The sequence below is a fragment of the Shewanella japonica genome (genome assembly GCF_002075795.1).
GTDB classification, from domain to species: domain Bacteria; phylum Pseudomonadota; class Gammaproteobacteria; order Enterobacterales; family Shewanellaceae; genus Shewanella; species Shewanella japonica.
Window position 1 is genome coordinate 1,057,857 of record NZ_CP020472.1, and the last position, 26,678, is coordinate 1,084,534.

19 protein-coding genes and 1 pseudogene are annotated in these 26,678 nt (G+C 41.3%); 15 read left to right on the forward strand and 5 right to left on the reverse strand.

The genetic code is table 11. The features are described 5' to 3' along the window. The first annotated feature begins 78 nt into the window (after positions 1–78). From SJ2017_RS04470 to SJ2017_RS04515, 10 genes and pseudogenes are all read left to right on the forward strand, one after another. On the forward strand, positions 79–1,467 hold the full coding sequence (locus SJ2017_RS04470; RefSeq protein ID WP_080914999.1) for a DASH family cryptochrome: 1,389 nt from the start codon (positions 79–81) through the stop codon (positions 1,465–1,467). Next, positions 1,467–2,918 (forward strand): FAD-binding domain-containing protein, encoded by a 1,452-nt coding sequence (locus tag SJ2017_RS04475; protein ID WP_080915000.1) that lies wholly within the window; start codon positions 1,467–1,469, stop codon positions 2,916–2,918. Before SJ2017_RS04470 ends, SJ2017_RS04475 begins: the two co-directional genes overlap by 1 nt. Next, a pseudogene (locus SJ2017_RS21675) lies at positions 2,918–3,064 on the forward strand (DUF2256 domain-containing protein); the annotation flags it as partial. The gene SJ2017_RS04475 and the pseudogene SJ2017_RS21675, both read left to right, overlap by 1 nt. Positions 3,065–3,171: 107 nt before the next feature. Beyond that, positions 3,172–4,743 (forward strand): cryptochrome/photolyase family protein, encoded by a 1,572-nt coding sequence (locus SJ2017_RS04485; protein ID WP_080915002.1) that lies wholly within the window; start codon positions 3,172–3,174, stop codon positions 4,741–4,743. 135 nt (positions 4,744–4,878) lie between these two features. Next, positions 4,879–5,586, forward strand: coding sequence for a flavin reductase family protein (locus SJ2017_RS04490; RefSeq protein WP_080915003.1), 708 nt, complete (start codon positions 4,879–4,881; stop codon positions 5,584–5,586). A 169-nt stretch (positions 5,587–5,755) separates the two neighbouring features. Then, entirely contained in the window at positions 5,756–7,939 is a 2,184-nt protein-coding gene (locus SJ2017_RS04495; RefSeq protein WP_080915004.1) for an OsmC domain/YcaO domain-containing protein, read from the forward strand. 325 nt (positions 7,940–8,264) lie between these two features. Beyond that, positions 8,265–8,942, forward strand: coding sequence for a response regulator transcription factor (locus SJ2017_RS04500; protein WP_080915005.1), 678 nt, complete (start codon positions 8,265–8,267; stop codon positions 8,940–8,942). Between the two features lie 98 nt (positions 8,943–9,040). After that, positions 9,041–10,276 carry a sensor histidine kinase gene (locus SJ2017_RS04505; protein ID WP_244899771.1) on the forward strand — a complete coding sequence of 412 codons (1,236 nt, stop codon included), beginning with the start codon at positions 9,041–9,043 and terminating at the stop codon, positions 10,274–10,276. Between the two features lie 172 nt (positions 10,277–10,448). Then, positions 10,449–12,497, forward strand: coding sequence for a TonB-dependent receptor (locus SJ2017_RS04510; protein WP_080915006.1), 2,049 nt, complete (start codon positions 10,449–10,451; stop codon positions 12,495–12,497). A 69-nt stretch (positions 12,498–12,566) separates the two neighbouring features. Continuing rightward, positions 12,567–13,118: a PepSY domain-containing protein gene (locus SJ2017_RS04515; RefSeq protein WP_080915007.1), complete on the forward strand. Its 552-nt coding sequence runs from the start codon at positions 12,567–12,569 to the stop codon at positions 13,116–13,118. Between the two features lie 253 nt (positions 13,119–13,371). On the opposite strand, the gene katG is transcribed toward SJ2017_RS04515, so the two are convergent. Continuing rightward, the gene (gene katG / locus SJ2017_RS04520; RefSeq protein WP_080915008.1) at positions 13,372–15,552 is read right to left on the reverse strand and encodes a catalase/peroxidase HPI; all 2,181 of its coding nucleotides are present in this window, start codon (positions 15,550–15,552) and stop codon (positions 13,372–13,374) included. A gap of 640 nt (positions 15,553–16,192) precedes the next feature. On the opposite strand from katG, the gene SJ2017_RS04525 reads away from it, so the two are divergent. Next, the gene (locus SJ2017_RS04525) at positions 16,193–16,684 is read left to right on the forward strand and encodes a phosphatase domain-containing putative toxin (protein ID WP_080915009.1); all 492 of its coding nucleotides are present in this window, start codon (positions 16,193–16,195) and stop codon (positions 16,682–16,684) included. 369 nt (positions 16,685–17,053) lie between these two features. On the opposite strand, the gene SJ2017_RS04530 is transcribed toward SJ2017_RS04525, so the two are convergent. After that, complete coding sequence (locus tag SJ2017_RS04530) at positions 17,054–17,272, reverse strand: DUF7661 family protein (RefSeq protein ID WP_065109928.1); 219 nt, start codon at positions 17,270–17,272, stop codon at positions 17,054–17,056. Positions 17,273–17,527: 255 nt separating this feature from the next. Between SJ2017_RS04530 and gloA the strand changes: the two genes are divergently transcribed. The 3 genes from gloA (at position 17,528) to SJ2017_RS04545 (ending at position 20,332) form a co-directional block, all read left to right on the forward strand. Next, positions 17,528–17,905, forward strand: coding sequence for a lactoylglutathione lyase (gene gloA, locus SJ2017_RS04535; RefSeq protein ID WP_080915010.1), 378 nt, complete (start codon positions 17,528–17,530; stop codon positions 17,903–17,905). Positions 17,906–17,961: 56 nt separating this feature from the next. Next, complete coding sequence (locus SJ2017_RS04540; protein WP_055024830.1) at positions 17,962–19,062, forward strand: alkene reductase; 1,101 nt, start codon at positions 17,962–17,964, stop codon at positions 19,060–19,062. A 418-nt stretch (positions 19,063–19,480) separates the two neighbouring features. Beyond that, positions 19,481–20,332, forward strand: coding sequence for a DMT family transporter (locus tag SJ2017_RS04545; RefSeq protein ID WP_080915011.1), 852 nt, complete (start codon positions 19,481–19,483; stop codon positions 20,330–20,332). Positions 20,333–20,587: 255 nt separating this feature from the next. Here SJ2017_RS04545 and SJ2017_RS04550 read toward each other — a convergent pair whose 3' ends face one another. Next, on the reverse strand, positions 20,588–20,788 hold the full coding sequence (locus SJ2017_RS04550; RefSeq protein ID WP_080915012.1) for a hypothetical protein: 201 nt from the start codon (positions 20,786–20,788) through the stop codon (positions 20,588–20,590). 26 nt (positions 20,789–20,814) lie between these two features. Continuing rightward, the gene (locus tag SJ2017_RS04555; protein WP_080915013.1) at positions 20,815–21,708 is read right to left on the reverse strand and encodes a hypothetical protein; all 894 of its coding nucleotides are present in this window, start codon (positions 21,706–21,708) and stop codon (positions 20,815–20,817) included. 2,002 nt (positions 21,709–23,710) lie between these two features. On the opposite strand from SJ2017_RS04555, the gene SJ2017_RS04565 reads away from it, so the two are divergent. Continuing rightward, positions 23,711–24,049 (forward strand): cytosolic protein, encoded by a 339-nt coding sequence (locus tag SJ2017_RS04565; RefSeq protein ID WP_080915015.1) that lies wholly within the window; start codon positions 23,711–23,713, stop codon positions 24,047–24,049. Here SJ2017_RS04565 and SJ2017_RS04570 read toward each other — a convergent pair. Next, a complete protein-coding gene (locus SJ2017_RS04570) occupies positions 24,046–26,553 on the reverse strand; it encodes a bifunctional diguanylate cyclase/phosphodiesterase (protein WP_080915016.1) in 2,508 nt (835 codons plus the stop codon). The genes SJ2017_RS04565 and SJ2017_RS04570 overlap by 4 nt on opposite strands. Positions 26,554–26,678: the final 125 nt, after the last annotated feature.

Genomic DNA, 26,678 nt, shown 5'->3' on the forward strand with positions numbered 1-26,678 from the left:
GCTGTTCACTTTTCTAGTAAACCTTTCTGGTGTGCGCTTCGTATCAATAGCATGTTTGAATAATCTCTAGGGTGTGTTTTGTCAGACAATCGCTGCTTATTTGTGTTTACTCAAGACCTTCGCTTACACGACAACGTGGCGCTGAATTCGTTATTGCGTCACGCGCAATCGGTGCAGGATGGTGGTCGCTCAAACCAGCAAACGCCAAGTTTGGCTTTTGCCTATGTGTTTGATGAGCAATGGTTTACACCAAGATGTTACCAGCAGCAATCAATGGGACCACACAAACTTAGTTTTTTACTGCAATCCTTGGCAGATCTTCAACAACAGCTCAGTGTATTAGGGCACTCATTGCAGTTATATTTTGGTAATCCTGTTGCAGTGGTTACTCAGTTGGCCGAACAAAACCGCATAAATGCGCTAGGTTACAGTAAATCAGTGGGCTGGGATGAAAGGCAATCTTGGCAGCAAATAGGTAAAAACCTGCCAGATGTCACTCTACTTGCACAGTGGAATAATGGTTTGTTCAATCAACAGCAAATGACGCCTTATATTGATGCAATGAACAGCTTCTCGCAGTTTCGCCGTAAAGTTGAAAAGGCGAAGCTAGCGGTGGAGTTACCTTGCGATACCTTCAATGGTATTTCGCCACAACCAATCACCTTAGTCAGCCAATATGAAACCGACTTCAGTCAGTTTCAAGCGCCATCTTCCGTTATATTTTCTGGCGGTGAAAAGGCGGCTAATAAGCATATTGAGCATTATTTTTCGAGTCATTATGCCAGCGACTATAAACAAACTCGTAATGCACTCGATGGCTTTGAACATTCGACTAAATTCAGTCCATTTCTCGCTTTCGGTAATGTGTCGGCAAGGGCGTTATGGTCACAGCTAAAGCAATATGAGCGCATACATGGCGCGAATGACTCTACATACTGGATAGGCTTTGAACTGCTTTGGCGGGAGTATTTTCATTGGCTTGCTTGGCAACATGGCCCGCAGTTATTTCATTTCAAAGGCCAAGCAACAGTCATGCCTCTGACAAGTTTTTTCCCTGAGCGATTTAAAAAATGGTGCTTAGGTAATACTCCTTATCCTTTGGTCAACGCTTGCATGAAACAGCTTAATACGACGGGTTACATGTCTAACCGTGGGCGACAGATTGTAGCCAGTTGTTTAGTGAATGAATTAGGCCTTGATTGGCGCTATGGCGCTGCCTATTTTGAGCAACAACTGATTGATTATGATGTGGCATCTAACTGGGGAAACTGGCAGTACATTGCTGGCGTTGGTGTCGATCCACGTGGTGGTCGCCATTTCAATATCGAAAAACAAACAGCCATGTACGACCCTCAGCATGTTTTTATTCGCCATTGGTTGGGCGAGCAATGGCAGCAAGAGCTAGCGTTAAACTTAGATAGCCTTGATGCTGCCGATTGGCCACAAGAACATCAGGAGGCTGGCTAATGCCTATAGCGGTTGTGTGGCTTAAACGAGACTTACGCTTGTCTGATCACGCGCCTTTATTGGAGGCAATTAATTCGGGTTTGCCTGTATTACTTTTATATTGTTTTGAGCCCATAGTCGTTAACGACAAACACACTTCCGCTCGCCACTTACAGTTTATTAAGCAATCCTTGCAGGATATCGAGCACCGAGTCCCTCAAGGTGCGTTACGTTGCAGCCTTGATAACGTGACAGAAACCTTAACAGACTTACATCAGCAATTTGGTATATCGGCGTTATATTCACATCAAGAGGTGGGGCTTAATAGTACCTTTGAACGTGACATCGAAGTAGGGCAGTGGTGTGAGATTCAAGGCATTGATTGGCATGAAACACCCTATGCGGCAGTGATACGAGGTTTATCTGATAGGCAAAATTGGGACAAGCACTGGCAAAAGGTCATGCGTGCGCCCTTGGTAAATATTGATTTATCGGTAATTGATTGGCTGATTGATGATGAAGCGAAAGGTTCATTGAGTCGATGTGCTGCCTCGCTGCCCAACGCTATAGGCACATTTCAATATGGTGGCGAACAATCAGCTTGGCAAACGCTAACGTCGTTTTTTGAAGGGCGTGGCCAATCTTATGCGTACTCATTATCGAGCCCACTGTTAAGCCAAACCCACTGTTCACGCCTGTCGGCATATTTGGCGTGGGGCAATATAAGTTTGCGTCAGGTATACCAGCAACTTTTACAACACTGGAACACCAAAGGCTGGCGGCGCAGTCTGGCGGCGTTAAGCTCAAGGCTGCACTGGCATTGCCATTTTATCCAAAAGTTTGAAAGTGAATCAGCAATGGAGTTTAGACCAGTTAATCGTGGCTACATTGATTTACCACGAGCCGAAGGGGTCGCTGCTATGCTCAAGTTAGAGGCATGGAAAACCGGTAAAACAGGTATTCCTATGGTGGATGCGTGTATGCGATGTTTAATTCACACGGGCTACATCAACTTTAGAATGCGTGCCATGTTAGTGAGTTTTCTGACCCATCATTTACAGCTTGATTGGCGTTTAGGTGTGCAGCATCTTGCCCAGCTGTTTTTAGACTTTGAGCCAGGGATCCATTACAGCCAATTCCAAATGCAAGCTGGGGTTACTGGCATCAATACCATTCGGATTTATAACCCTGTAAAGCAAGGTATCGAAAAAGATTCTGATGGCGAGTTTGTCAAAAAATGGTTACCTGAACTGGAAGATATTCCAGCTCCTTTAGTGCATTCACCTTGGATGTTGTCACCAATGGAGCAAATGATGCATCAAGTCCAACTCGGTATTGAATACCCTGAGCCAATCGTCGACCTAAGCCAAAGCTATAAAGCGGCGCAAAGCCTATTGTGGCAGTGGCGCAGCCGACCTCAAGTCAAGCAAGAGGCCCAACGCTTGTTGCTGCGACATGTTAGGCAGGGTTGATGAGAAAATCACAAGGGATAAAAAGCAATTTGCCAGACAAAATATGTCTAGTGTGTCAGCGACCATTTAGCTGGCGTAAAAAATGGCAGCGGGATTGGCCTAATGTGAAGTACTGCTCTAAGCGCTGTGCGGGTGAAAGACGATCAGTCATTGCAAGCTTAGCGAAAACCTTACCCGCAAATACCTTACTCGTGAATACAAAACTGACTAAGGCTGAATTAGCTAATAAGCCATTAGTTAAAAAGGAAACGTCATGAAAACAGCCAATCGATTACGACTGATTTTAGGCGATCAACTTAATGCGTCACACTCTTGGTTTCGCCAGACCTGTCCAGAGACTTTATATGTTATTGCTGAGCTAAAACAAGAAACAAACTACACCCGTCATCATGGGCAAAAGGTGTGTGCTTTTTTTGCGGCAATGGACGCCTTTGCTAAGGCACTGCAGCAAGCTGGGCATCGTGTGTGCTATTTAACGTTAGATGACACTGCGTCATTTACAGATTTACCTGAATTATTTCATAGCCTGATTGAGCAATACCAAGTTACGCAGTTTGAGTATCAGTTGCCTGATGAGTATCGCCTGCGAGAGCAGTTAGCGAATGACATGAATTTCAACACAGGCGTTACGACTCAAGCCTACGAAACTGAACACTTTTATTTGTCTGATTCAGAGCTCAATGAGTACTTCAAAGCGGGTAAGAAACACCGTTTAGAGCACTTTTATCGCAAGATGCGTAAACGCGTTAATTTACTGATGGATGGAGACAATCCAGAAGGTGGGCAATGGAATTATGATGCTGAAAACAGGAAAAAGTTAACCCCTGCCGACTTTGAACATGTACCCGAAGCGTTAGTCTTTAGTCATGATGTTAGCGAAATAATTGCACGGCTAAAACGCCATGACATTCACACCATAGGTAACATGTCACAGACCTTGCTTTGGCCAGTAACACGTCAGGAGGCACAGGATTTATTAGTGTATTTTTGTCGCGTTTGTTTAGTGCGTTTTGGCCAATTTCAAGATGCGATGACAGGCCAACTTGATACCTTGCTTTCTCAGCGACAATGGAGCTTATACCACTCTCGGCTATCCTTTGCCATTAATAGCAAAATGCTCAGTCCACAACATGTGGTCGATACCGCGATTGCATCTTATCGCCAAGCAGAGGGTGCCATCTCAATAGCTCAAATTGAAGGGTTTGTTCGTCAAATTTTAGGTTGGCGTGAATTTGTCCGTGGCGTGTATTGGGCCAATATGCCCGAGTATCAACAGTTAAACCATTTAGATGCAACCCAAGCTTTGCCCAATTGGTTTTGGGATGCTAATACCAAGATGAATTGTCAACATCATGCCATTAAACAATCCCTCGATTATGCCTATGCTCATCATATTCAGCGTTTAATGGTCACGGGTAACTTTTGCCTGATTGCTGGCATTCACCCTGATGAAGTAGACCAGTGGTATTTAGGTATTTATATCGATGCGATTGAGTGGGTTGAAATGCCCAACACCCGAGGGATGAGCCAGTTTGCTGATGGTGGCATTGTAGGTTCAAAAGCCTATGCCGCTAGCGGTAACTATATTAAAAAAATGAGCGACTATTGCACTGACTGCCACTACAAGGTGAATCAAATTGACACAGAGGATGCGTGCCCGCTGAACTCGATGTACTGGCACTTTATGGATAAGCATCAACACCGTTTTAATGCCAACCCTCGCACTAGAATGGTGTACGCCAATTGGCTTAAAAAACCAGAGGCTGACAGGGCTCGTATACTTAAGCATGCCCACGGGTTATTAGCCAATTTAGATAATATCTAATGCTCAGTCTAATGCTCAGTCTCAATCTCAATCTCAATCTCAGTCTCAACGCATTGGCACCGAGAACTTTTACTTTAAATCAGGGCTAAGTCTCGCTTGGGTTTATTTTCAACTTATAGGAAACGTCATCATATTATGGCAATTAAGCATTTCAGTTCAGCAGATATTAATGGCTTTGCAGATCGTCAACGAGCTAGGTTTATCAATAGCTTATCAGGGTTTAAAAGTGCCAATTTAGTGGCAACAATTGACGAGCAAGGCATCACTAATTTGGCGATGATAAGCTCGGTGTTTCACATTGGCGCATCGCCTGCGTTAGTCGGTATGATCATTCGCCCAACCGCTGTGCAGCCTCCAGCAAAAAACACCCTCAAAAAAGCGAACATCAACGACGCTGATAATAAAGCTGTTCCCCGAAATACCTTAGCCAATATCAAACGCACTGGGATTTACACCATTAACCACGTATCGGCAGATATTTATCAGCAGGCACACCAAACTTCGGCTAGGTACGATGATGCTATTTCAGAGTTTGATGCAGTAGGGCTTACAGAAACCTATATTGATGGAGTTGCTGCGCCATTTGTTCAACAAAGCCAGCTAAAGTTTTCGCTGTCAGTGCGGGAGATTACGCCATTAACTATCAACAATACGATATTGGTGATTGGCGAAGTCAGCCATGTATTAGTGGATAACATCGCGGTGAAAGATGATGGTTATATTGATATCGAGTCGATAAATACCGCAGCTGTGTCGGGGCTTGATAGTTATCATACGACGACCAGATTATCACGCTTGAGCTATGCCAAAGTCGATAGGCCAGTACAAGCATTGGATATTTGATTGTAGCTGATGGCGGAAAATAGCGGATAATCAGCCACAATCGAGTTTTATTTTAATTAATCCAAGACTAATGGAGCAAAAACACCGATAATTCACCCCATTCGATAGATAGGCGCGATCGTTAGCGCTGATTTAAACATATTAGCTAAGCAAGTTGTGGGTGTATTCAATGGAAATCAAAGTTAACTTTCTCGATAACTTAAGGCTCGAAGCCAAGTTTGACGATTTTACGGTTACGGCCGATCAGCCTATTCGCTATAAAGGTGATGGTTCAGCGCCAAGTCCGTTTGATTACTTCCTTGCATCATCTGCGTTATGTGCGGCTTACTTCATCAAGGTTTATTGTAAAGCCCGCGATATTCCGACCGATAATATTCGCCTATCGCAAAACAACATTGTTGACCCTGAAGATCGTTACAACCAGATTTTTCAAATTCAAGTTGAACTGCCTGATGATATCTCAGAGAAAGATCGTACCGGCATATTGCGTTCCATTGACCGCTGTACGGTAAAAAAGGTCGTGCAAACAGGCCCTGAATTTAAAATAGAAACGGTTGAAAACCTCGATAGTGATGCGAACGCCATGCTAATGGGACAACCTGATGACGATGAGACTACCTACATTTTAGGTAAAGACTTACCGCTTGAAGAAACCATTAAAAATATGACCGGGATGTTGGCTGATCTTGGGATGAAAATTGAAATCTCATCGTGGCGCAACATCGTCCCTAACGTGTGGTCATTACATATTCGTGATGCTGCATCGCCAATGTGTTTTACCAATGGTAAAGGTGCAACCAAAGAAAGTGCATTATGCTCAGCGTTAGGCGAGTTCATTGAACGTTTAAACAATAACTTCTTCTATAACGATCAGTTTTTTGGCAACGAGATCGCCAACAGCGAGTTTGTTCACTACCCCAATGAAAAGTGGTTTGAACTTGAAGAAGACGATGCTTTACCACAAGGCATTTTAGACGAGTACACCCTTGAAATTTATAACCCAGATGAAGAGTTAAATGGCTCGCATTTGATTGATACTAACTCAGGCAATATTGAGCGCGGTATTTGCACGATTCCTTACACACGTCACAGCGATGGTGAAACGGTCTATTTCCCATCAAACCTGATTGAAAACTTATTTTTAAGTAACGGCATGAGCGCGGGTAACAACCTGCAAGAAGCCCAAGTGCAGTGCTTGTCTGAAATCTTTGAAAGAGCCATTAAACGCCAAATCATTGAGCAAGAAATTGTTCTTCCTGATGTGCCAATGGCCGTATTAGAAAAGTATCCAAGCATTCTTGCAGGGATTAACGGTTTAGAAGAGCAAGGTTTCCCTGTCGTGGTAAAAGATGCCTCACTTGGCGGTGAATTCCCAGTGATGTGCGTGACCTTAATGAACCCTAAAACGGGCGGCGTTTTTGCTTCATTTGGCGCACACCCAAGCTTTGAAGTGGCATTAGAGCGCAGCCTTACTGAGTTACTGCAAGGCCGCAGCTTTGAAGGCTTAAATGACGTGCCAAAGCCGACATTTAACAGCATGGCAGTGAGTGAGCCAGAGAACTTTGTTGAGCACTTTATTGATTCAACGGGTGTGGTTTCATGGCGATTCTTTAGCAGCAATTCAGAATATGAATTCTGTGAATGGGACTTCTCAGGTACATCTGAAGAAGAAGCAAACGGCTTATTCGGCATCTTAGAAGCCTTAGGTAAAGAGGTGTATACCGCTGAGTTTAACCAGTTAGGTGCATCAGCTTGTCGTATGTTGGTCCCTGATTTTTCTGAAGTTTACCCTGTGGAAGACCTGATTTGGGATAACACCAATAAAGCCTTAGATTATCGTGAAGATATTTTAAATCTGCATCGTTTATCTGATGAAGAGCTGGTGGATTTGGTTAACCGTTTAGATGAAAGTCAGCAAGATAACTACACTGACATTCGCACCATGATTGGTATTGTGTTTGATGAAAATACCGTCTGGGGACAGTTAACGATTATTGAGTTAAAAATCTTAATTTACCTTGCATTAGGTGCTCTTGAAGAAGCCCTTGAGTTAGTCGAAGACTTCCTGCAATTTAACGATAATACGGTTGAGCGTGGCTTATTCTATCAAGCTGTTAATGCTGTATTAGAAGTTGAGTTAGATGAAGAGCTGGAACTTGAGCACTTTATCCATAACTTTACCCGTATGTTCGGCGAAGAAGTGATGCAAAATGTGGTTGGTAGCGTAACAGGTGAAGTGAGATTCTATGGCCTAACTGAAACCAGCATCAACCTTGAAGGCATTGAGCCTCATTTACGCTTGATTGAAAGCTATAAGAAACTGCATCAAGCGCGTAAATTGGCTGCTCAATAGATTGCATCAAAAATGAATGGCAATACATTGCTCATTCATAATATGAAACTGGGTGGTCAGTTACTATCAGTAGTGCTGACCATCGGTTTAACGAGGAATTTTAAAAGGATACTAAAGCCGTTAGCCGTTAGCGATTAGCCAGTATCCAGCTAACTCTATACCACACTCTCACACGCCTGTGATTTCGTCGCACCATTATCTATTTGTTATTTCTAATTCTCTTAAATTATCATTATTTACATTGTCAGTTATAGAGTTACCTATAGCGGATGAAATACACTGACTAAATAATGGCTTTTATTTAACCAGTGATTATGGATATAACGTGACGATACTTATCATTGAAGATGACCAAGAATTAAACAATCAACTGGCAGAGCTTCTTTGCCAAAAAGGATATGAAGTTGAGCAATGTTTTGATGGTGAAACAGGATTAATTAAAGCATCGTCAGATCATTATCAGCTTATTTTATTAGATGTCATGCTCCCTAAAAGAGATGGTTTTTCATTACTTAATATTTTACGAAAATCCTCTCAAACTCCAGTGATCATGGTTACGGCAAAGGGGGCTGAGCAAGAGCGGATTCAAGGCTTTAGTCAAGGCGCTGACGATTATGTGGCTAAACCTTTTAGCACCACAGAATTACTCTTTCGCATAGAGGCGTTATTAAGACGCAGCTCACCCGAAGACAGGGTTGTGCTATTGCAGCAAATGACCCTTGAAAACTTATTAGTTGATGCCAAATCGCAACAGGTTGCAGTAGATGGCCTGATCCTCGATTTTACCCCGATTCAATTTAAGCTCTTATGGGAATTGATGCTGAATCAAGGTGAAGTGCTCAGTAAAGCTTACCTGTATCAAAAAGTGCTAAATCGCAGTATTAGCGCTTATGACCGCAGTTTAGACATGCATTTAAGCCGTGTGCGAAAAAAAATTAATCAAGCTCAAGGCCCCGGCCAGCGTATTACCACCTGTCATGGAAAAGGATACTGCTGCATATGAATCGTCGATTATTTTGAAAGCTTTGCTTAGTCATTGCCACGGGCGTTGTTGCGCTATTTTACTTAATTAACCATCTCACTACTCGAACAGAAGAAGGGATGAGTTTACTGGCGCTGCAAGATCGCCAGCAATTAACCCAGTGGGGAGAAAAAGCTGAACAGCTTTATCAAGCGGGTGATTTAGACAAATTAGACGCTTGGTTAAATGAGCTACAAACTCAAGAAAATACTTGGGTTACCATTGCCAGCTATGACATCGAGCATATCGCCGGAGATAAGTTAAAAGAGCGTTTTTATACCGGGTATAACTTAGGGCGCAGCGTGGATTGGAAAATCCATTTATATTTTGAACAAAACCCAGTAATGGAGTTGCCATTTAGCCAAGGTCAAACGAGTTTACTGATCCAACTCCCTAATAGAATGCGACCCGGTACCTATTGGCAATATACAGAGGCTACAATGCAAATCATTGTGCCGACGATTTTATTAGCCTTATTGTCGTATTTTCTTTATCGCTACATCATGCGGCCGTTACAACAAATGCAATTAGCCACTCGTCATTTTAGTGCAGGTGATTATGATGTTAGAGCTGCGACCTTGATGGGAAACCGAAATGACGAGTTTGCTGATTTAGCCCTCGCGTTTGATCAAATGGCCATTCGCATCGGGGAGCAATTAATTAGCCAGCGGCAACTTATTGCTGATTTATCCCATGAATTGCGCACCCCATTAACACGCTTAGATATTGCGCTAGCATCGGCCGAAACCTCAGCACCTTCGGCGCATTTTGATCGCATTAGCCGAGAATCGAAACATATTCGTAAGCTAGTAGAAGACACCTTAACCCTTGCATGGCTTGAGAATGAGCAGCCCAAACTTCAAAGTGAATCACTGGAGTTAACTGACTTACTTGATGTGGTCATTGATGATGCTAAGTTTGAATTCCCGAAAGTGGACATTCAATGTGAACTCCCCGCAAGCGCACTGATTGAGCACTCAAGTCACCGCGCGGCAGGTCAGGCAATCGAGAATATTCTTCGTAATGCACTGCGTTATACACCCAATGGAAAAAGTGTGATGGTGAAGCTTAAAGATGATGGATATCAATATCTAATCACTATTGAAGATCAAGGACCTGGGGTTCCACATCATCTATTGAACACCATTTTTAATCCTTTTTTCAGAGTAGATAAATCACGAGAGCGTGATGGTAGCTCATTCGGGTTAGGTTTAGCCTTGGCTAAAAGGCAGCTATTGGCAATCAGAGGTCAAGTCACAGCAGATAATCGTATCGATGGTGGGCTTTGTATGACAGTTGTCTTACCTAAAGTGTAAAGCTTAAGCGCTAACGCTTTATGCATGCATTGTTAGGAGCTAACGGCTCAGTTGTGGCTCAGTTATAACGAAGTGGATATTGTGCAAATGTAACAATTGTAAAAGTACTATCGTAAATATTAGTAAATGATAATAATTCGCATTAACTTTTGGATGTAGATAAAGGCGAATTATGAAAAACACTAGAGCACCAATGACGCTTAAACCATTGGTAGTAGCCGTTGCGCTAGCCACATTTGGCTCCCAAGCCATTGCGGTTGAATCTGAAGAGGAGCAAAGCTTAGCCTCGATAGAGAAAATGACAGTGGTAGGACAAACCACTAACACCGTCATTACACCGCAAGAACTAGAAAAGTTTCAAGCAAATGATCTTGCAGATATTTTTAGGCTTGTGCCTTCTGTATCTGTCGGTGGCTCAGTTGGGATTGCGCAAAAAATCTATATCCGTGGTCTTGAAGATACCTTACTCAATATTACCGTCGATGGTGCTCCTCAAACGGGAACACTATTTCATCACATAGGCCGTGTGGCTATTTCCCCTGAATTATTAAAAGAAGTCGATGTGCAAGCGGGCGCTGGTGAAGCGACCAGTGGTGCAGGAGCGATAGGTGGTGCCATTCGCTTTAAAACCAAAAATGTTGATGATCTACTTGCAGCTGATGAACGCTTTGGTGGCACAGTTAAAGGGGGTTATTTCACCAATGATGGTTATCAAGCCAGCGGGACTTTATTTGGCAGATTGACGGATAACTGGGGCGCTATGGGCTCTTATGTTTATGTTGATCGAGAAAACATGGAAGACGGTGCTGGTAACGAGTTGTTTGGCACGGCAGCTGAGCAGCAATTAGGTTTTTTCAAACTGAATGGTGAGTTAACTGAAAATCAGCAACTGAGCATCAGTGTTGAGCAGCGTAATGAACAAGGTGACTTTGGCGCACGTCCAAACTGGCCGACATTAGAGGGCGACACTTTATTTCCTATCGAAGGTGATCGAACCACCTTTGTGCTGAACCATCAATTTAACCTTAACCGATATGTGAACCTTGAAACCAGCTTATACCATACCAGTGCTAGCGTTGAGCAAGACAGGTACGATCGCTGGGGGAAATACGGTGGAGACATGACGACCTATGGTTTTGATATTCGCAATGTATCGCTAGTTGGCAGTCATACCTTGACCTATGGATTTGAGCTGCGCCAAGACGAAGTCTCAAGTGAATACTTAGCAGAGGATGCGATCTGGCAAGATTGGGCATGGGATGCCAGTGTCGGTAAATTCGAAGAAGAAGGCCAAGTACTGGGTATTTACATCCAAGACCATTGGCAAATCACCGATGCTTTATTGTTGAGTGTGGGTGTACGTTACGATCAATATGACTTAGAGCAAACCACTTATCAAAATGAAACCGACAGTGACGGTGTTAGCCCAAATATTGGTTTGAATTATCAGTTCAATGATAATTGGTTATTAACTGTAGGTTATGCAGAAGCCATGCGCGGCAAAGAAGTCGGCGATGCCTTTACCTTAGAGCAAGCGCCAGATTGGGTATCAATAGATCCTGATTTAAAAGCGGAAGAAGTGGACAATACTGAAATAGGCTTAACCTACAGCGACAACCATTGGCAGGTCACAGCATCGGTTTATCAAAGTAATATTGATAATGTGATATTAGATCAAATTGGCCGTGGTGTATTTTATGAAAATGTCGGCGAACTTGAAATGCAGGGTTTTGAGCTGAAGGCAAACTATTGGTATGACGGCCTGAATGTTGTTGCTAGTTACAGTAACAATGATTCAGAGCTTAATGGCAATACCGTAGAAGGCTATGAGCATATTGGTCTTGCTAATGCCCGTGGTGATACATGGGGATTAAATGTCAGCTACCTATTATCTGATAGCTGGGAGCTAGGCTGGAACTTCATGTATGTTGATGATCTGAACAATATCGAAGTGTTGCAACGAGGTGTTGAAATTGGCTGGATCGATCAAACACAGTTTATCGATAAACCAAGCTATGACGTCCATGATATTTATGTGCAATGGCTACCACTAGACAGTGATCAACTTAAAGTAAACCTTGCGGTTCAAAACTTATTTGATGAGCACTATCGTGACCATTCTAGTGTCGGCGATTATAACGATATTCCTGGCTGGGAAGGCGTAGCGGGTTTGTATGAAGCTGGTCGTGACATCAGAGTGTCGCTAAGTTATCAATTTTAATTTTGTTTAAATGACTGTCGCGGTTATGGCGTTTGCCATAACCGTTTTTTAGTTTGATAGGTGACAAGAATGAAAGCAAAAACACGATTGTTATGGATGAAGTTACACGGTTATATAGCGTGTTTTTTTCTGCCCATTACCCTGATTTATATCATCACAGGTATGTTGTATTTTTTTGATATTAAAGGTGAAGTCAGCAAAGATATCGAATACTTTGTGCCAACAACTGAAGGCTGGCCTGATAACGAGCAAAGTGCTAAAAAGTTTGTGGTTAACTTCTTAGAAGGGAAGTCACATTTACCGCTGCCAGAAGACTATTATTGGGAAGGCGTGCACGATTGGTATGGGCATCGACAAGAGGTAATTTTAACCAAGACTGATGATCCGAATACTTTAGAAATTCACATCAAAGAACATGACTTTTTGATGCAATTATTAATTATTCATAAAGGGTTTGCAGGGTCTTTTTTCAAAGTATTTTCTATCTTGTTTGGGATAAGTTTAGCATTTAGCATTATTAGTGGGGTAGTGATTACACTGCAGTTACCGCAATTAAAAGTCCCATCACTCATTAGTATTGCAGCAGGAGCATTAGCTCTTTCTGTTGGGTTTATATTGTGACGAATCAACTTAATGAAACTGGCACTGTAGTGAATGTTTAAACGGTTAAGCGGGATCTATTGATCGGTATTAGATTATGGTTAAACAGGATAACGGTTAATACTATCTGCGCGAGAATACTAGCTTTACGAAAATACTATCCTTTCGAGAATACTAGCTTTACTGAATACTATCTTTACGAAAATACTGTCCTTACAAGAATAGAATCCGCGCGAGCATAAGGGGGCTCGCGCGGGTAGCTCAATCCAATAAATTATAAATCAAATCTATCGGCATTCATCACTTTGACCCATGCGGCAACAAAGTCATTCACGAACTTGGCTTTATTATCATCTTGCGCATAATGCTCACAATAAGCACGTAAGATGGAATTAGATCCAAAGACTAAGTCAACACGTGTCGCAGTCCACTTCTGAACCCCACTTTCTCGTTCAACAATATGATAGAGGTTGTTAGCAACAGGCTTCCAAGCGTAGTTCATATCAGTGAGATTAACGAAAAAGTCGTTAGTTAGCTTACCGACATTATCAGTGAACACGCCATGAGTTTCACCGCCATAGTTGGTGCCTAATACTCGCATGCCACCAATTAAGACCGTCATTTCTGCTGCTGTAAGCCCCATGAGTTGACTGCGCTCTAACAATAGCTCTTCAGCAGTCACAACATAGTCAGACTTTAACCAGTTTCTAAAGCCATCATGAATGGGCTCAAGAACATCGAATGACTCAGCGTCTGTCATTTCAGCGGTTGCATCACCTCGACCTTGGCTAAATGGCACTGACACATTAACGCCTGTTTGAGCGGCTGCGTGTTCAACAGCGCAGCTACCGGCTAACACAATTAAATCAGCCATCGAAATGGATGAATTCTTTTGTGCTTTAATCGCTGCTAATGCCGCGAGAACTTTATTAAGCCGTTCAGGTTCATTGCCTTGCCATTGGTTTTGCGGCGCAAGTTGAATACGAGCGCCATTTGCACCACCACGTCTATCAGAACCACGATAGGTTCTGGCGCTATCCCATGCGGTAGTAATGAGTTCAGCCGCCGTTAACTCGCTTTGTAAAATAGCCGCTTTAAGTTCATTGATGTCAGTATCACTGAGAGTGTGAGGGTTATTAGGGATTGGGTCTTGCCAAATTAAATCTTCATTCGGCACATCACTACCTAAATAACGAGCTTTAGGGCCAAGATCTCTGTGGGTGAGTTTAAACCAAGCTCGGGTGAACACTTTGGCAAAGTAGTCTGGGTCGTTATAAAAGCGCTCGGCAATTTTTCGATATTCCGGATCAAATTTTAATGCCATATCGGCATCGGTCATGATCGGGTTATGGCGCTTAGTTGGGTCTTCAACGTCAACTGGCATATCTTCAGGTTTGATATTGACCGGTTCCCATTGCCATGCACCAGCAGGGCTCTTGGTTGTCCACCAATCGTAGTTTAATAACAGGTGAAAGTATCCGTTATCCCACTGGGTAGGATTTGTTGTCCAAGCGCCTTCAATACCACTGGTGACAGTGTCACTGCCGATCCCACGGTTTTGTTTATTGAGCCAACCAAAACCTTGATCTTCGATTTCAGCCGCTTCTGGCTCAGGGCCTAATTGCGCTGCATCGCCATTACCGTGACATTTACCCACAGTATGACCGCCAGCCGCTAAAGCGACGGTTTCTTCATCATTCATGGCCATACGCGCAAAGGTGATGCGAACATCATGGGCGGTTTTAATTGGATCTGGCTTACCGTCGACGCCTTCTGGGTTAACGTAAATCAGCCCCATCATGACCGCTGCTAATGGATTATCTAAATCTCGCTCGCCAGAATAACGGCTATTTTCGTTATCACTGGAGGCGAGCCATTCTTTTTCAGCGCCCCAGAAAATATCTTTCTCTGGACTCCAGATATCTTCCCGTCCGCCAGCAAAACCGTACATCTTAAGGCCCATTGACTCATAAGCCATGTTACCTGCAAGAATCATCAAATCTGCCCAAGATAAACTGTCGCCATACTTCTTTTTAATTGGCCAAAGTAAGCGGCGGGCTTTATCTAAATTGCCGTTATCAGGCCAGCTGTTCAAAGGAGCAAAGCGCTGGTTACCACGGCTTGCACCACCGCGCCCATCGGCAATACGGTATGTCCCAGCTGAGTGCCACGCCATGCGGATCATCAAGCCACCATAATGTCCCCAGTCGGCAGGCCACCAGGATTGTGAGCTGGTCATTAGCTCAATTAAATCTTGCTTAACTGCATCTAAATCTAATGCATTAAACGCATCGGCATAACTAAAACTGTTGGGCATAGGATCGGTTTTAGTATCGTGTTGATGCAAAATATCGAGGTTAAGCGACTTGGGCCACCATAGCTGATCTTGGCTTTGTTGATTGGTGTTGCCCCCATGCATGACAGGGCATTTTCCGGCTGACTTTGAGCTATCCATTACGCTATTTCCTTGCTGAGTGATGTGATAAACATAATCAAGAACTCCCACTAAATTGGGTGACTTCTTGATTGAACGTACTTAAATCGTTGTTACCATTAAAAAAGACAGAGAAATTAAACGGTTATACAGGCTCGGCTAGTTAACAGATGGCTGAGCCTACATGTTAAAGCTGACTTTGAAGCCGTACTTGTGTTTTACCTTTTAGCATGGGGTAAACACAGTAAGAAATATTTCAAAGCGGAATTATTGTATACGGCTGTTTTGGCGTTTTATAAATCTAGATCAATATTTGGCCAATATCCTGTTGTTCTTTGCTGTAATTTACATTGGCAAGTCTTTAATATCTAAAAACAGTCAGTTAACGGTTTGGTGATGTATTTAGAGAACAGCTCAAGTTCCAAGGTAAACGAGATTAATCGCTAGTTTTTTCGTTGCTATGTTTCAGCTGTTGCTTATTAGTCGATATGAAGAGTTTGAGTCGATATGAAGATTTTGTCTTCTAATGCTGACAGTAAAGTTAACGCTTCGAGCCAATTGCAGTAATATTTGTAAAGTAAATTTGAAGGATACTGTTCACCTAGCCTAAATGATTAAGTAAGCTTGGTGGTATTAGTATGACTTTTTATAGGAACTTATAATGTCGACACATCCGTTTGATGCATTAACTTTGGATAACGGTGCTCAGCTGATTTTTACACCTTGCCCTGGTACCAAAGAGGCGTCGTTGACTGACTCTGTTGCCACATTAAAGCAAGCCGGCACAGATATGTTACTGACACTGATGTTCGATAAAGAAATGGCTGTTAATAACGCTGAATCTTTACCGACTGTGTGCAGCGATAATAATATCGTTTGGGCGCAACTTCCGATCCTTGATGATGCAGCACCGAGTGATGATTTTGAAACTGCATGGGCAGCATATCGATCGCAAATTTTGGCGCTGATTGGCAATAAAGGCAAAATCGCTGTGCACTGTAAAGGCGGAACTGGCCGAACAGGTTTAGTCATTGGATTGATTTTATTAGCTCAAGGCTGGCCAGTAGATAAAGTGGTTGCTGAAGTGCAAAATATCAGACCGAAAGCCCTTAGAAATCCTGTCCAATTGGCTTATTTGCATGCTTATGCATAGCTGATTTATTCAAGCTTGCCCTTGGGCGATATGAGCGAATATTTAAGTAAAAAAGCGAACCCAATGGTTCGCTTTTTTTGCGTGTAATATTCAGTGGCCAGTTCAAATAAGTCAATTTACCGAGTGGTTAAAAACCCTACATAAATGTCGAGCTGACAAATAATTAAACGTAATTAGCTCAATAGCGAACAGTAATCCAACAACGCTAGCGCATTAAAAAATCAGGTGACCGACCATCCTAATTAAATGGCTGAAACCTAGCACTGGTAAGGGTTTGTGGCATAGTTTGTTATCTGAGCAATGAAGAGGGCACAGGCGAAATCAAGATAGATTAATGATTAATCTGTTGTAGCAAACCAAGATAAAGAATTACTTAATGCGGCTGACAGTTAGCTGATTGCCTTTGGCGTTCTCATGAAAGATATCCGCTAAATACTTATCCAGTTCAGATTCTGCTAAATCGGCGGGGATAACCACATCATAAATCCTAGATCGCAATCCCGTTCCTGAATCTAAAAATAATTGCCATTCTTCGTTTTTACGCAATACCGCCATGGGTTTGCCAAACACATCAAACGTTAAAAACATAAACCACTCCGATCTAAACCTTAGCTACAGTGTAGTGAAATGATCCCATGGGATCCATTGATATCGCAGGCACAATTTAAGTGATTCTTCCTGCTATTGAATGTCTCGTTTGATAACAAAAAATTATGATTATAAGAATAAATGCTAATTATATTTTTATATTTGATAGGCGTAAAATGATGTTATTCCCATTGAGGCACACTCAAGCAACAAGCTTAATGACTTTTGTTTGAGGCCAACTTTGTAAGGCAAATTATGAAATTTTTACACACAATGTTACGCGTCGCTGATCTTGATGCCTCTATCGAATTTTACACGAATGTGTTGGGTATGAAGGTACTTGAGCGCCACGAGAATAAAGACTATCGCTACACCTTAGTGTTTGTCGGTTATGAGCAAGGTGGCACCACAATCGAGTTAACCCATAATTGGGACACCAATGAGTATGAAATGGGTAATGCTTTTGGTCATTTAGCCTTAGGTGTTGATGATATTTATGCCGCTTGCGACAAGATTAAAACATTGGGCGGAAATGTCACTCGTGAGCCAGGCCCAGTTAAAGGCGGCGAAACTCATATCGCCTTTATTACAGATCCTGACAAATATCAGATTGAATTAATCCAATTAGATTAACGTCATCATATTTGCTTTCAGATTATTTTTGCCGTTTTCGATTTTAAGGAATTCCCATGAAAGACTCACTATTTCAAACGATACAGTTAGGTGAACATGCCCTAAATAATCGTATCGTCATGCCACCAATGACACGTTCACGTGCATCACAGCCAGGCAATGTCGCCAATGACATGATGGCGCAGTACTATGCTCAACGTGCGCAAGCAGGTTTGATCGTCGCCGAAGGCACGCAAATTTCAGCAATGGGCCAAGGTTATGCGTGGACGCCGGGGATTTACTCAGCTGAGCAAATTGCTGGTTGGAAGAAAACCACTGACGCAGTACATGCTAAAGGCGGAGTGATATTCGCTCAGTTATGGCATGTAGGCCGTGTGACGCATCCTGAAAATATTGGTGGTCAGCAACCGATTTCATCGTCAGCGCTGAAAGCTGAAAATGTGAAAGTATTTATTGATGATGGCACTAATGCACCAGGTTTTGTTGATGTGGTTGAGCCGCGTGCAATGACAAAAGCTGATATTGAAGCTGTTATTGCTGAGTACCGTCAAGCGGCGCTGAATGCGATTGAAGCAGGCTTTGATGGTATTGAACTGCATGCGGCGAATGGTTATTTGATTAATCAATTTATCGATTCAGAAGCCAACAACCGCACTGATGAATATGGTGGCTCGATTGAAAACCGCCTGCGCTTTTTAAGTGAAGTGGTTGCTGCCATGGTTGATGCTATCGGGGCTGATAAAGTAGGCGTGCGTTTAGCGCCGTTTACCTCGCTTAATGGCACCGTTGACGCAACACCTGTCGAGACTTACACCGCAGCTGCAGCATTATTAGAGACTCACAAGATTGTATATCTGCATATTGCCGAAGTTGACTGGGATGATGCGCCTGAAACGCCAATCGAATTTAGAATCGCGGTTCGTGAAGCTTATAAAGGGGTATTAATTTATGCGGGTAAGTATGATGCTGAAAAGGGCGGAGACGCCATTGATGATGGCTTAGCTGACATGATTGGCTTTGGTCGTCCGTTTGTCTCAAACCCAGATTTACCGAATAGAATTAAGCATGGCTATCCGTTAGCGGCACACGACCCTGCTACCTTATTTGGCGGCGATGAAAAAGGCCTAACAGATTACCCTGAATACAGCCCATCATGAAAATTACTGGTTAGTTAACCCAGCCGTATTTAGGCTAACATAGACTAATAAATAGCAACCTTGCAGATGCAAGGTTGCTTTTTTATGTTTAATACGCCACACAATTACTGACAAATGAATTAACACAAACTCGATATAATTGTTGATTTCACAGTTTATTGATTCATTGTTCGTCAGCTGAGTCTTTATCGTTTATAACAACCTCAGTTTATTATTCGTCACTAGGGCCTGTTGAACTTTGCTGGTTAAGTTTTGTTCGAATTAAAAGTGTTTTAATTGAGATGGATGCATTGATGCATTGATGCATTGATGCTTAAACGCCTAGTCATCTAAGCACCTTTTATTCACAAAGATGCATCCAAAACTTGCGACAAAACAACCTTGAAAGATCAACCGCCCAGCCAATAAGAGTCTTTTTATGCGCGGAGCATTGTTTTTATTTATCGCCACCTTGTTGGCAGCATTTGGCTGGATTGCCTCGAAAATTGTGGTCGCTGAAATGCCCGGTGAAAGCTTTATTGCGAGTCGTTTTTTGCTGGCAAGTCTAGTGCTGCTGCCGTTTTGTTATAAAAGTCTATGGCGACTTAGAGCCAAGCAAATCTTACTTGCTTGCGGTGTCGGCGTCTTTTTGGGGTTAGCTCTGCTGGTATGGGTACACGCGGTATCTGTGACTGCAAGTTTATCGGAAGGGGCATTTATCATGAGCCTAGCGATGATCATCGCACCGATGACAGCATGGCTATTGTTTAAGATTAAGCCCAACAAAGCCTTTTGGTACGCACTGCCACTCAGCGTAGTGGGGATGATGTTGATGACCTTGACCAATGGTTGGCAGGTGGATGAATCTCAGTGGTACTTTTTATTTGCATCAGTACTTTTATCGGTGCATTTTGTATTAAACAAAAAAATCAGTAGTCGTATAAAACCATTAGATTCCATTTGTTTACAGCTCTTTACCGTTGGTCTCGTGGGCGGTATTTATGTGCTCTTTACACAACCCGCCGCTTTTGAGCTAAACAGCACCTTACTGGCGTGGTTTGTTATATCGACAGTCTTTGCCACATCGATGCGTTATTTGCTGCAAACTCTAGGACAATACTCGGTGAACATGGAAACAGCGGCACTCATCATGATCCTAGAGCCGATATGGACACTCATGCTGAGTGTAATGGTGCTTGGTGAAGCGATAGAAATTCAAAAACTGGCAGGTGGTTTGGTCATCTTTTTATCTTTGTTTATGTATATTAAGTTATCTAAACGACCCAATTGATACCCGCTTAAAGAGTAAGTTTCAAGTTTGTTGGCACACTTTCGCTACTTTGAAATTGCACCCACAGCTCACTCATAAGCGAGTAGTGGGTGAGGTAGAAGGGGGATATTACGAGCATTGCTAACAGACTTTTGGCATAAATGAGCTAGGTAAGTTCTAAATAGTGGCCAGTTTTCATTAGCCATTACAGATAACTAATGATTAATGAAGTTATAGCCCAAGGTTTAAATCAAGGGGCTTTGTTACTATTTCGACTTATTTCTCTTTATCATTTTTAAGTGTTAATAGCATTAGGAATATAATGCCGAGGGGTGGGAATATTCCGCTAAGAGCCCCCAAAATAGCCGTAATCACAGGTGTGGTTGTTTTTCTTTTACCTAGATAGTACGCCAACACGCCAAATAACATCATGAATGGCAGTAAAACTGTAGCAAGTAATTCTACGCTTATCGTCATAATAAATACCTCTTATTTAATGCTAATTAAAGTGGATTTCTGCACACTGTTTCAGTGCTGTTTGAGCAATCAATAATTGTAACTGTTCCTTTAGGGACCGTGGATGTATTTGCTACATTTACGGCTAGGCCATAAGCTTTAAATGCAGTTACAAGCGATTGCCATGAAGTGAGCGACATTCCTGAAACGTCATAAGTTTTATTGAATGGATTATCTTTTGTTAAGTCAATTTCTATTCCATCAACTATAATTTTTGTGAACTTGAAATGTGCAACAAGATCAGAATCAACAAAATCAAAAATTGCATAAGCCTCAGAATCATCAGAGAAAGTAAATTTCAAAGCAGGCGCTTTGATAGTTACGCCCAAAGAAATCGCTTTAGTAAATGCCTCAGCTACAACGAAGTATTTACTAATAATTGAAATGTCAGTGAAATCCAGTGAATTGTAGTGGCTTATAAGGATCTTTCCTTTGTTTGAACCTATAACATCTACTCCGCTAGGTAATACTTCTTTAGGTATTTCGATTGATCTCTGTGAAATTGCTTGGTTGAGATCATTATACCCATCGGCTAAATCTGTAAATAAGTTCAACTCAGTATTTGTTAAATTTACTTTATCTGCCGTCAAAGTTTTCTCAAGCCAACAGTCATAAATAAAACCACCTTCACCATCTGGTTCTCTTCCATTTGGATCGCATACTGTTTTAGAGTTTTTAAAGACTTTATATTTCCTAATTTCATAATTTTCAAAGTTCGTAACGCTCAAATAGATATTTTCTCTAAATATTGCGTTATCTTTTGCTACTTGCGTAAATTGCGCCTCGGTAACACAGGTTTTGCAGTCTTCATGGTATGAGTCAAGTGCTGATGCAGAAAACGGAACTGCGGCCATAAATAACATTGTTGATAGTAACTTCATAATAAAAATCCTTTTTTAGTAAATACTGATTTAACACATCCTAATGTGTAAACTTATTTATACTTCAAAGTCTTACATTTGATATACATCGACGTAATCATCTAATGTGTATCAATATGTACAAGGGGTATTTCGTGCGGGATATTCAGTTGTAGCATGAGTTGTCGGCTTATAAATTATTTTGAATATATTTTAAATTTATTTTTGTAAGCCCTAAGTATTATCAACAAAGGGCTATAATTATTTAATATTTTGGTTGGCCATTGTTGTCAAAATAGGTAGTTTTAAATTTTGGGCAGTCGGTGCAGCCTTACCAAACATTCTTTTTAGCTCTTCTAGTGACAATGGAATACTAATCACTACATTAGAGTCTGTCTAACCCATTTCGGGGCAGAAACGAGTTACGACCACCAATTTGATACTTATCTTATATTGGGTCTTTTTCAGTTGCCCATTAATTTAATATAACTCATTGCCTGCCGCTGGAATGTTCAGGATGAACGGAATGTCGCAATCACATGGTCAATGATGTTCCATACATCATACTGACATTTACCATATCCATATGGTTCAGATGTGAAAGAGCGACCTTCTATGCAGATACATCTAAGACACGCCGTAAACACATGCATGTGGCTCAGCGAAAACAAATAACAACCATGTTAAACGGCCAGTTCGGCATCTATGCCTCTCGCTCAGAGCGTTTCACACTGTGAAACTTCGCCTTGTTTTCGAAGGTCTTCAACGCATCTACACTGGGATTATTGTCTCTTCGATTTAACTTCATCTGTGTATCCAGTAGGCTTGAGAACATCAAGAAAATCGCGTGCCTCAATTCAAATTGAGCATTCAAAGATAATTAAAAAATCGATAGTACTCGAACTACTCATTCTTAACTCGATTTTAGTATTGTGTGCAAGTTATACTTGCAGTTTAAAATAACAAATAAATCAATAGATCAAGCGTACGACAGTGTTTAAACTCTATTCGCTGCTTAAAAAATAGTCAATTAACCATTAAACAATAATAAGTGATACAATTGATATCGTGATCTATCAGTTTTAGTGAATAATTTTAGTAATTTACAAAATTTTTGTTTATCAATGCCATCTATTTGTTCAGGACTTTTCTTGGTATACAATACCCACATTTGATTGGACTCTTCATAAAAATAAAGTCCAGTTACTTTTTCATTACTCATTTATAAATAACTCATTACTAACCTCAAAACAGTATAAAATTAAACTAATCCTTAGCATCTTCACATAGCAGATAAATTATTTCAGAAATAATGCTGCTAACTTTTTATGTTCTAGACCTCTTATACTGATTGGCATTACTAATAGGAAAGAAAATATTTCCTATGTTTGCAAATCTATCGTGACAGAAATTGAGCAAGTAATCGCTTTTAGCAAAAATTACGGTTATAGAGAGCATACATAAGCGGAAAAAGTCACAAAAAATAAAATATTGTGGCTAGGTTGGAAAAATTAAGAAATTAAATTTAGGGCTTGAGGCTTTAAAGTAAAACTTAAAAACTCCCACTTTGATTATTTTAGAGACAAATCTTTAAACACATTTTTCATTTGAGGTAATAGTGATGTGGTCAAGTAAATCACAAACTTTGGGCAGTAATGCGTTAGAACTACAAACGAAGTTCAAAGCTGGATGATTCTCCGTTGGAAATTTTGCTGTTTAAATTTCGCCGGAGCTGCTGGGACTATGGTTTATAAAGAATCAAGAGGGGTGAGCAGTTTCACCCTTCTTGCTCTGGTGTGGGCGAAGCGCCACGACGTTAATCCAAACGAAGTTTGGAAACAGAGATAACCCCAAGAAGTTAATTTACCCTCTATCGCAAACAAGCTTTTAAGCAAAATATGTTTCAAGTTGGCTTAGTGAATATCCCAAATGGCACAGAATGGCCCGTTTTAGTAACTAAACCGCTACAAGGTTCTCCCCTGATAGTGATAAAATCTTAGTATCAGAATTAACGAGACACTCTATGTTTATCCATCATGTTAACGGCATCGACTGGCTGGTGATTACCGCTTTTGAAGAACTGAAAACGATGTTTATTGAAGAAGCAGGCGCTATTCCATCTTGTTTCTCAAGCGCCAGCGAATTGAGCCTGATTGATCAAGCGAAGCGCAGTTATGGATATTTGCCTACATTCAGCGGCGTAATCACTGACACGGGAACCTTTCAAAGTCAGAATAACGAAGAAGATTTGAACCCTCAGCTTGCCTGCATAGTTGAAGGGCGTGGTCGGGTGTTTATCTATCACGGCGGCTTTGTTGCTTTTGTGGATGACGAACACACGCTTATTACCCGAATGGACTAACCATGTGATGCAAATTCAGGGGTAAAGTACTTTTGTTGTAGTTGCTCTACGGTCAGCGGCTTATCGAAGTAATACCCTTGAATGAGGTCACAACGGTATGATTTTAACGTTAAGAACTGCCTTTTTTCTTCAACACCTTCAGCGACAACACTGATGTTGTAAGCTTCACTTATGGCAAAAATTGCTTTTACGAGTGCATTACTTTGCTTACTGCTATTAATATTATTAATAAAGCATCGATCAATTTTGATTTCAGTAATCGGTAACTCGTTTAAATAACTCAATGAAGAGTAGCCAGTGCCAAAGTCATCAAGGGAAATACCAAATTTTAGTGCCTTTAATTCATTTAAAATTATGGCGGTCATTTTTAAATCTTGAAGCACTAAGTTTTCAGTAATTTCTAAGGTAATACGATGAATATCAATACCCACTTCACTGACGATTTGGGTCACTGATTCTACGAAGTTGATATCCACTAATTGCTTAGGTGAGATATTGATTGAGACATTGATTGCACCGTGCCCATTGGGCGATGTTGCTAAGATATCTTCACAGGCTTTACGGAAAATAAATAAGCCAATATCAATAATCAGTCCGGTTCGTTCTGCAAGGTTAATGAATACGTCGGGTGAAATTGAACCAAGCTTTGGGTTATTCCAACGAGCAAGCGCTTCAACGCTTTGTATTTTCACATTGCGGGTATTGATTTGAGGTTGATACAAGACGCTAATTTCATTGTTGTCTAATGCCTCCCTTAGTTGCTCTTCAAGTTGATACTCATAACTGACCTGAGCATCGACTTCTGCATTAAAGAATGTGACTGAGCCGTTTAAATTGGTTTTAGATTTATAAAGTACGATGTCAGCTTTTCGGATTAAGCCTTCAGGATCTTGGCTGTCTGAGGGATACATACTAATACCAATACTGCACTTAATCATATGTTCAGTGTTATTTACCGTATAGGCTTTATTTAAGATCGTTTGTATTAGCGCAATTTTTTGATGCACTTGTTGGTTGTTATCTAAGTTAGGAAAGCAAAATGCAAACTCATCGCCACCAAAGCGTGCCAAGGTATCGATAGGTTCAATTGATTGCGCTAGGGCTTGGCTTAATTTTTTAAGTAATTCATCTCCTGATGATTGGCCATAAATATCATTAACCTTTTTGAAGTTATCAATATCAATCAGCACCAGCGCGAGCTTTTTATGGTGTTTTTTAGCTGATTTAAGATCTTGGTTAATCTGGTCTAATAAACACATTCGATTAGGAAGCCCAGTTAATGCATCATGCATTGCCATATGTTTCATGGTGGCTTTTGAGTTGGCTAACTTAGTAAAATCCTTTTCGATACGGTGTTTAAACTTCTTGAATCGATTCGCAATAAGGTTACTTGCAAATAAACAGCCTCCCACCATAAGAAAAGTGGAGATGATACTTAATGTCAGTACCTTCATTAATTTCTCGTGGTTATTGAGCAGCAAGGCTTCTTGCTTGCTCATAAGGTAAGCTTCAAAATCATGGGAATTGAAGTGAGAGCCAACAATCCAGCCCCATGGTTCAAACAGTTTGGCATAAGTGATTTCTACAGGGGTTAATGCAAACTCTGTTTGGCTCGATAAATCAAACTCCACCAAGTTACCTTCAGTGGTTACTTGGGAAAGTAGCTGTTTCACCATTTGTTGCGTTGTATCTTCATGGCGCTCAATAAAAGCATGCTCGTTATGCGTGATAGGGTTAGCGAGTGAGTGACCTTTTTTGTCAATGACAAACAGGCGTTGATGATTACCGTAGTCGTATTCAGAAATCCAATTCAGTAAGGTTGCCTTCACATCATTTTCAACATCGGCGACATACTCTCCAGTCCCGATAAACCAATTAAATGGGGTAAATTGTTTACCAAAGCCGACTTTTTCGAATTCTTGTGTGGCTGGGTACCCTGGTTTTTGGTACCACCAATGATAAAAGGCTTCACCTTGTTGGCGTTTTATTTTATTGATGTGCTCTTGCAGGATGAAGGTACCGCGTAAATCTTGGGCATCCCATACTGAGGTGCCTTCCAGATGGGGCTTTAATCCATGCAGGATATTATTGCCCTGCATGTCAAAAATGAAAAAATACCCTCTGCCATCATTAAAGCGTATCGGCCTTAACGCATTGATAATCATTTTTATGACGTCTGATTTCGGCTTGTCAGGGTTATTGACGAATATACTTTGCGCGATTGAGTGGGCTTCATCGACCCGTGATTTGGACAGCTGTTTTAGCTGTGATAACACCAGGTTGTTTTTGAATTGAATGACATTGATGATTTGATTTACTTGTTGATTAATCTCTTTTTTCTGACGAGAAATAACGTCTTCTCGAAGGGATAGGATGCTTTCATTTTCTTTTTGTTGGTTGTCATGAATGATGACCGCATTGATCACTATCATAAAAAAGCATACCGTTAGCGCTGGGGCATACTTGATTAAGTTAATCAGTTTTTGGTCATTCCATAGCAGCATAATCTTCCTTGAATATCCTTGTATTTCTGTTTTAGCTTAGACTAATCATAGAACAAAACTCAACGCCCCTTATTAAGATAAATAATATCGATATCAATTACTTTAGATTATGTGAGAATCATCAA

Bases quoted from the DNA above. Each gene is read 5' to 3' on its own strand.
- SJ2017_RS04505 (WP_244899771.1), top strand. From the start codon at position 9,041: ATGAGTTTACTGGCGCTGCAAGATCGCCAGCAATTAACCCAGTGGGGA.
- gloA (WP_080915010.1), top strand. From the start codon at position 17,528: ATGAAATTTTTACACACAATGTTACGCGTCGCTGATCTTGATGCCTCT.
- SJ2017_RS04540 (WP_055024830.1), top strand. From the start codon at position 17,962: ATGAAAGACTCACTATTTCAAACGATACAGTTAGGTGAACATGCCCTA.
- SJ2017_RS04525 (WP_080915009.1), top strand. From the start codon at position 16,193: ATGTCGACACATCCGTTTGATGCATTAACTTTGGATAACGGTGCTCAG.
- SJ2017_RS04550 (WP_080915012.1), bottom strand. From the start codon at position 20,788: ATGACGATAAGCGTAGAATTACTTGCTACAGTTTTACTGCCATTCATG.
- SJ2017_RS04545 (WP_080915011.1), top strand. From the start codon at position 19,481: ATGCGCGGAGCATTGTTTTTATTTATCGCCACCTTGTTGGCAGCATTT.
- SJ2017_RS04495 (WP_080915004.1), top strand. From the start codon at position 5,756: ATGGAAATCAAAGTTAACTTTCTCGATAACTTAAGGCTCGAAGCCAAG.
- SJ2017_RS04555 (WP_080915013.1), bottom strand. From the start codon at position 21,708: ATGAAGTTACTATCAACAATGTTATTTATGGCCGCAGTTCCGTTTTCT.
- SJ2017_RS04475 (WP_080915000.1), top strand. From the start codon at position 1,467: ATGCCTATAGCGGTTGTGTGGCTTAAACGAGACTTACGCTTGTCTGAT.
- SJ2017_RS04515 (WP_080915007.1), top strand. From the start codon at position 12,567: ATGAAAGCAAAAACACGATTGTTATGGATGAAGTTACACGGTTATATA.
- SJ2017_RS04510 (WP_080915006.1), top strand. From the start codon at position 10,449: ATGAAAAACACTAGAGCACCAATGACGCTTAAACCATTGGTAGTAGCC.
- SJ2017_RS04490 (WP_080915003.1), top strand. From the start codon at position 4,879: ATGGCAATTAAGCATTTCAGTTCAGCAGATATTAATGGCTTTGCAGAT.
- SJ2017_RS04485 (WP_080915002.1), top strand. From the start codon at position 3,172: ATGAAAACAGCCAATCGATTACGACTGATTTTAGGCGATCAACTTAAT.
- katG (WP_080915008.1), bottom strand. From the start codon at position 15,552: ATGGATAGCTCAAAGTCAGCCGGAAAATGCCCTGTCATGCATGGGGGC.
- SJ2017_RS04565 (WP_080915015.1), top strand. From the start codon at position 23,711: ATGTTTATCCATCATGTTAACGGCATCGACTGGCTGGTGATTACCGCT.
- SJ2017_RS04530 (WP_065109928.1), bottom strand. From the start codon at position 17,272: ATGTTTTTAACGTTTGATGTGTTTGGCAAACCCATGGCGGTATTGCGT.
- SJ2017_RS04570 (WP_080915016.1), bottom strand. From the start codon at position 26,553: ATGCTGCTATGGAATGACCAAAAACTGATTAACTTAATCAAGTATGCC.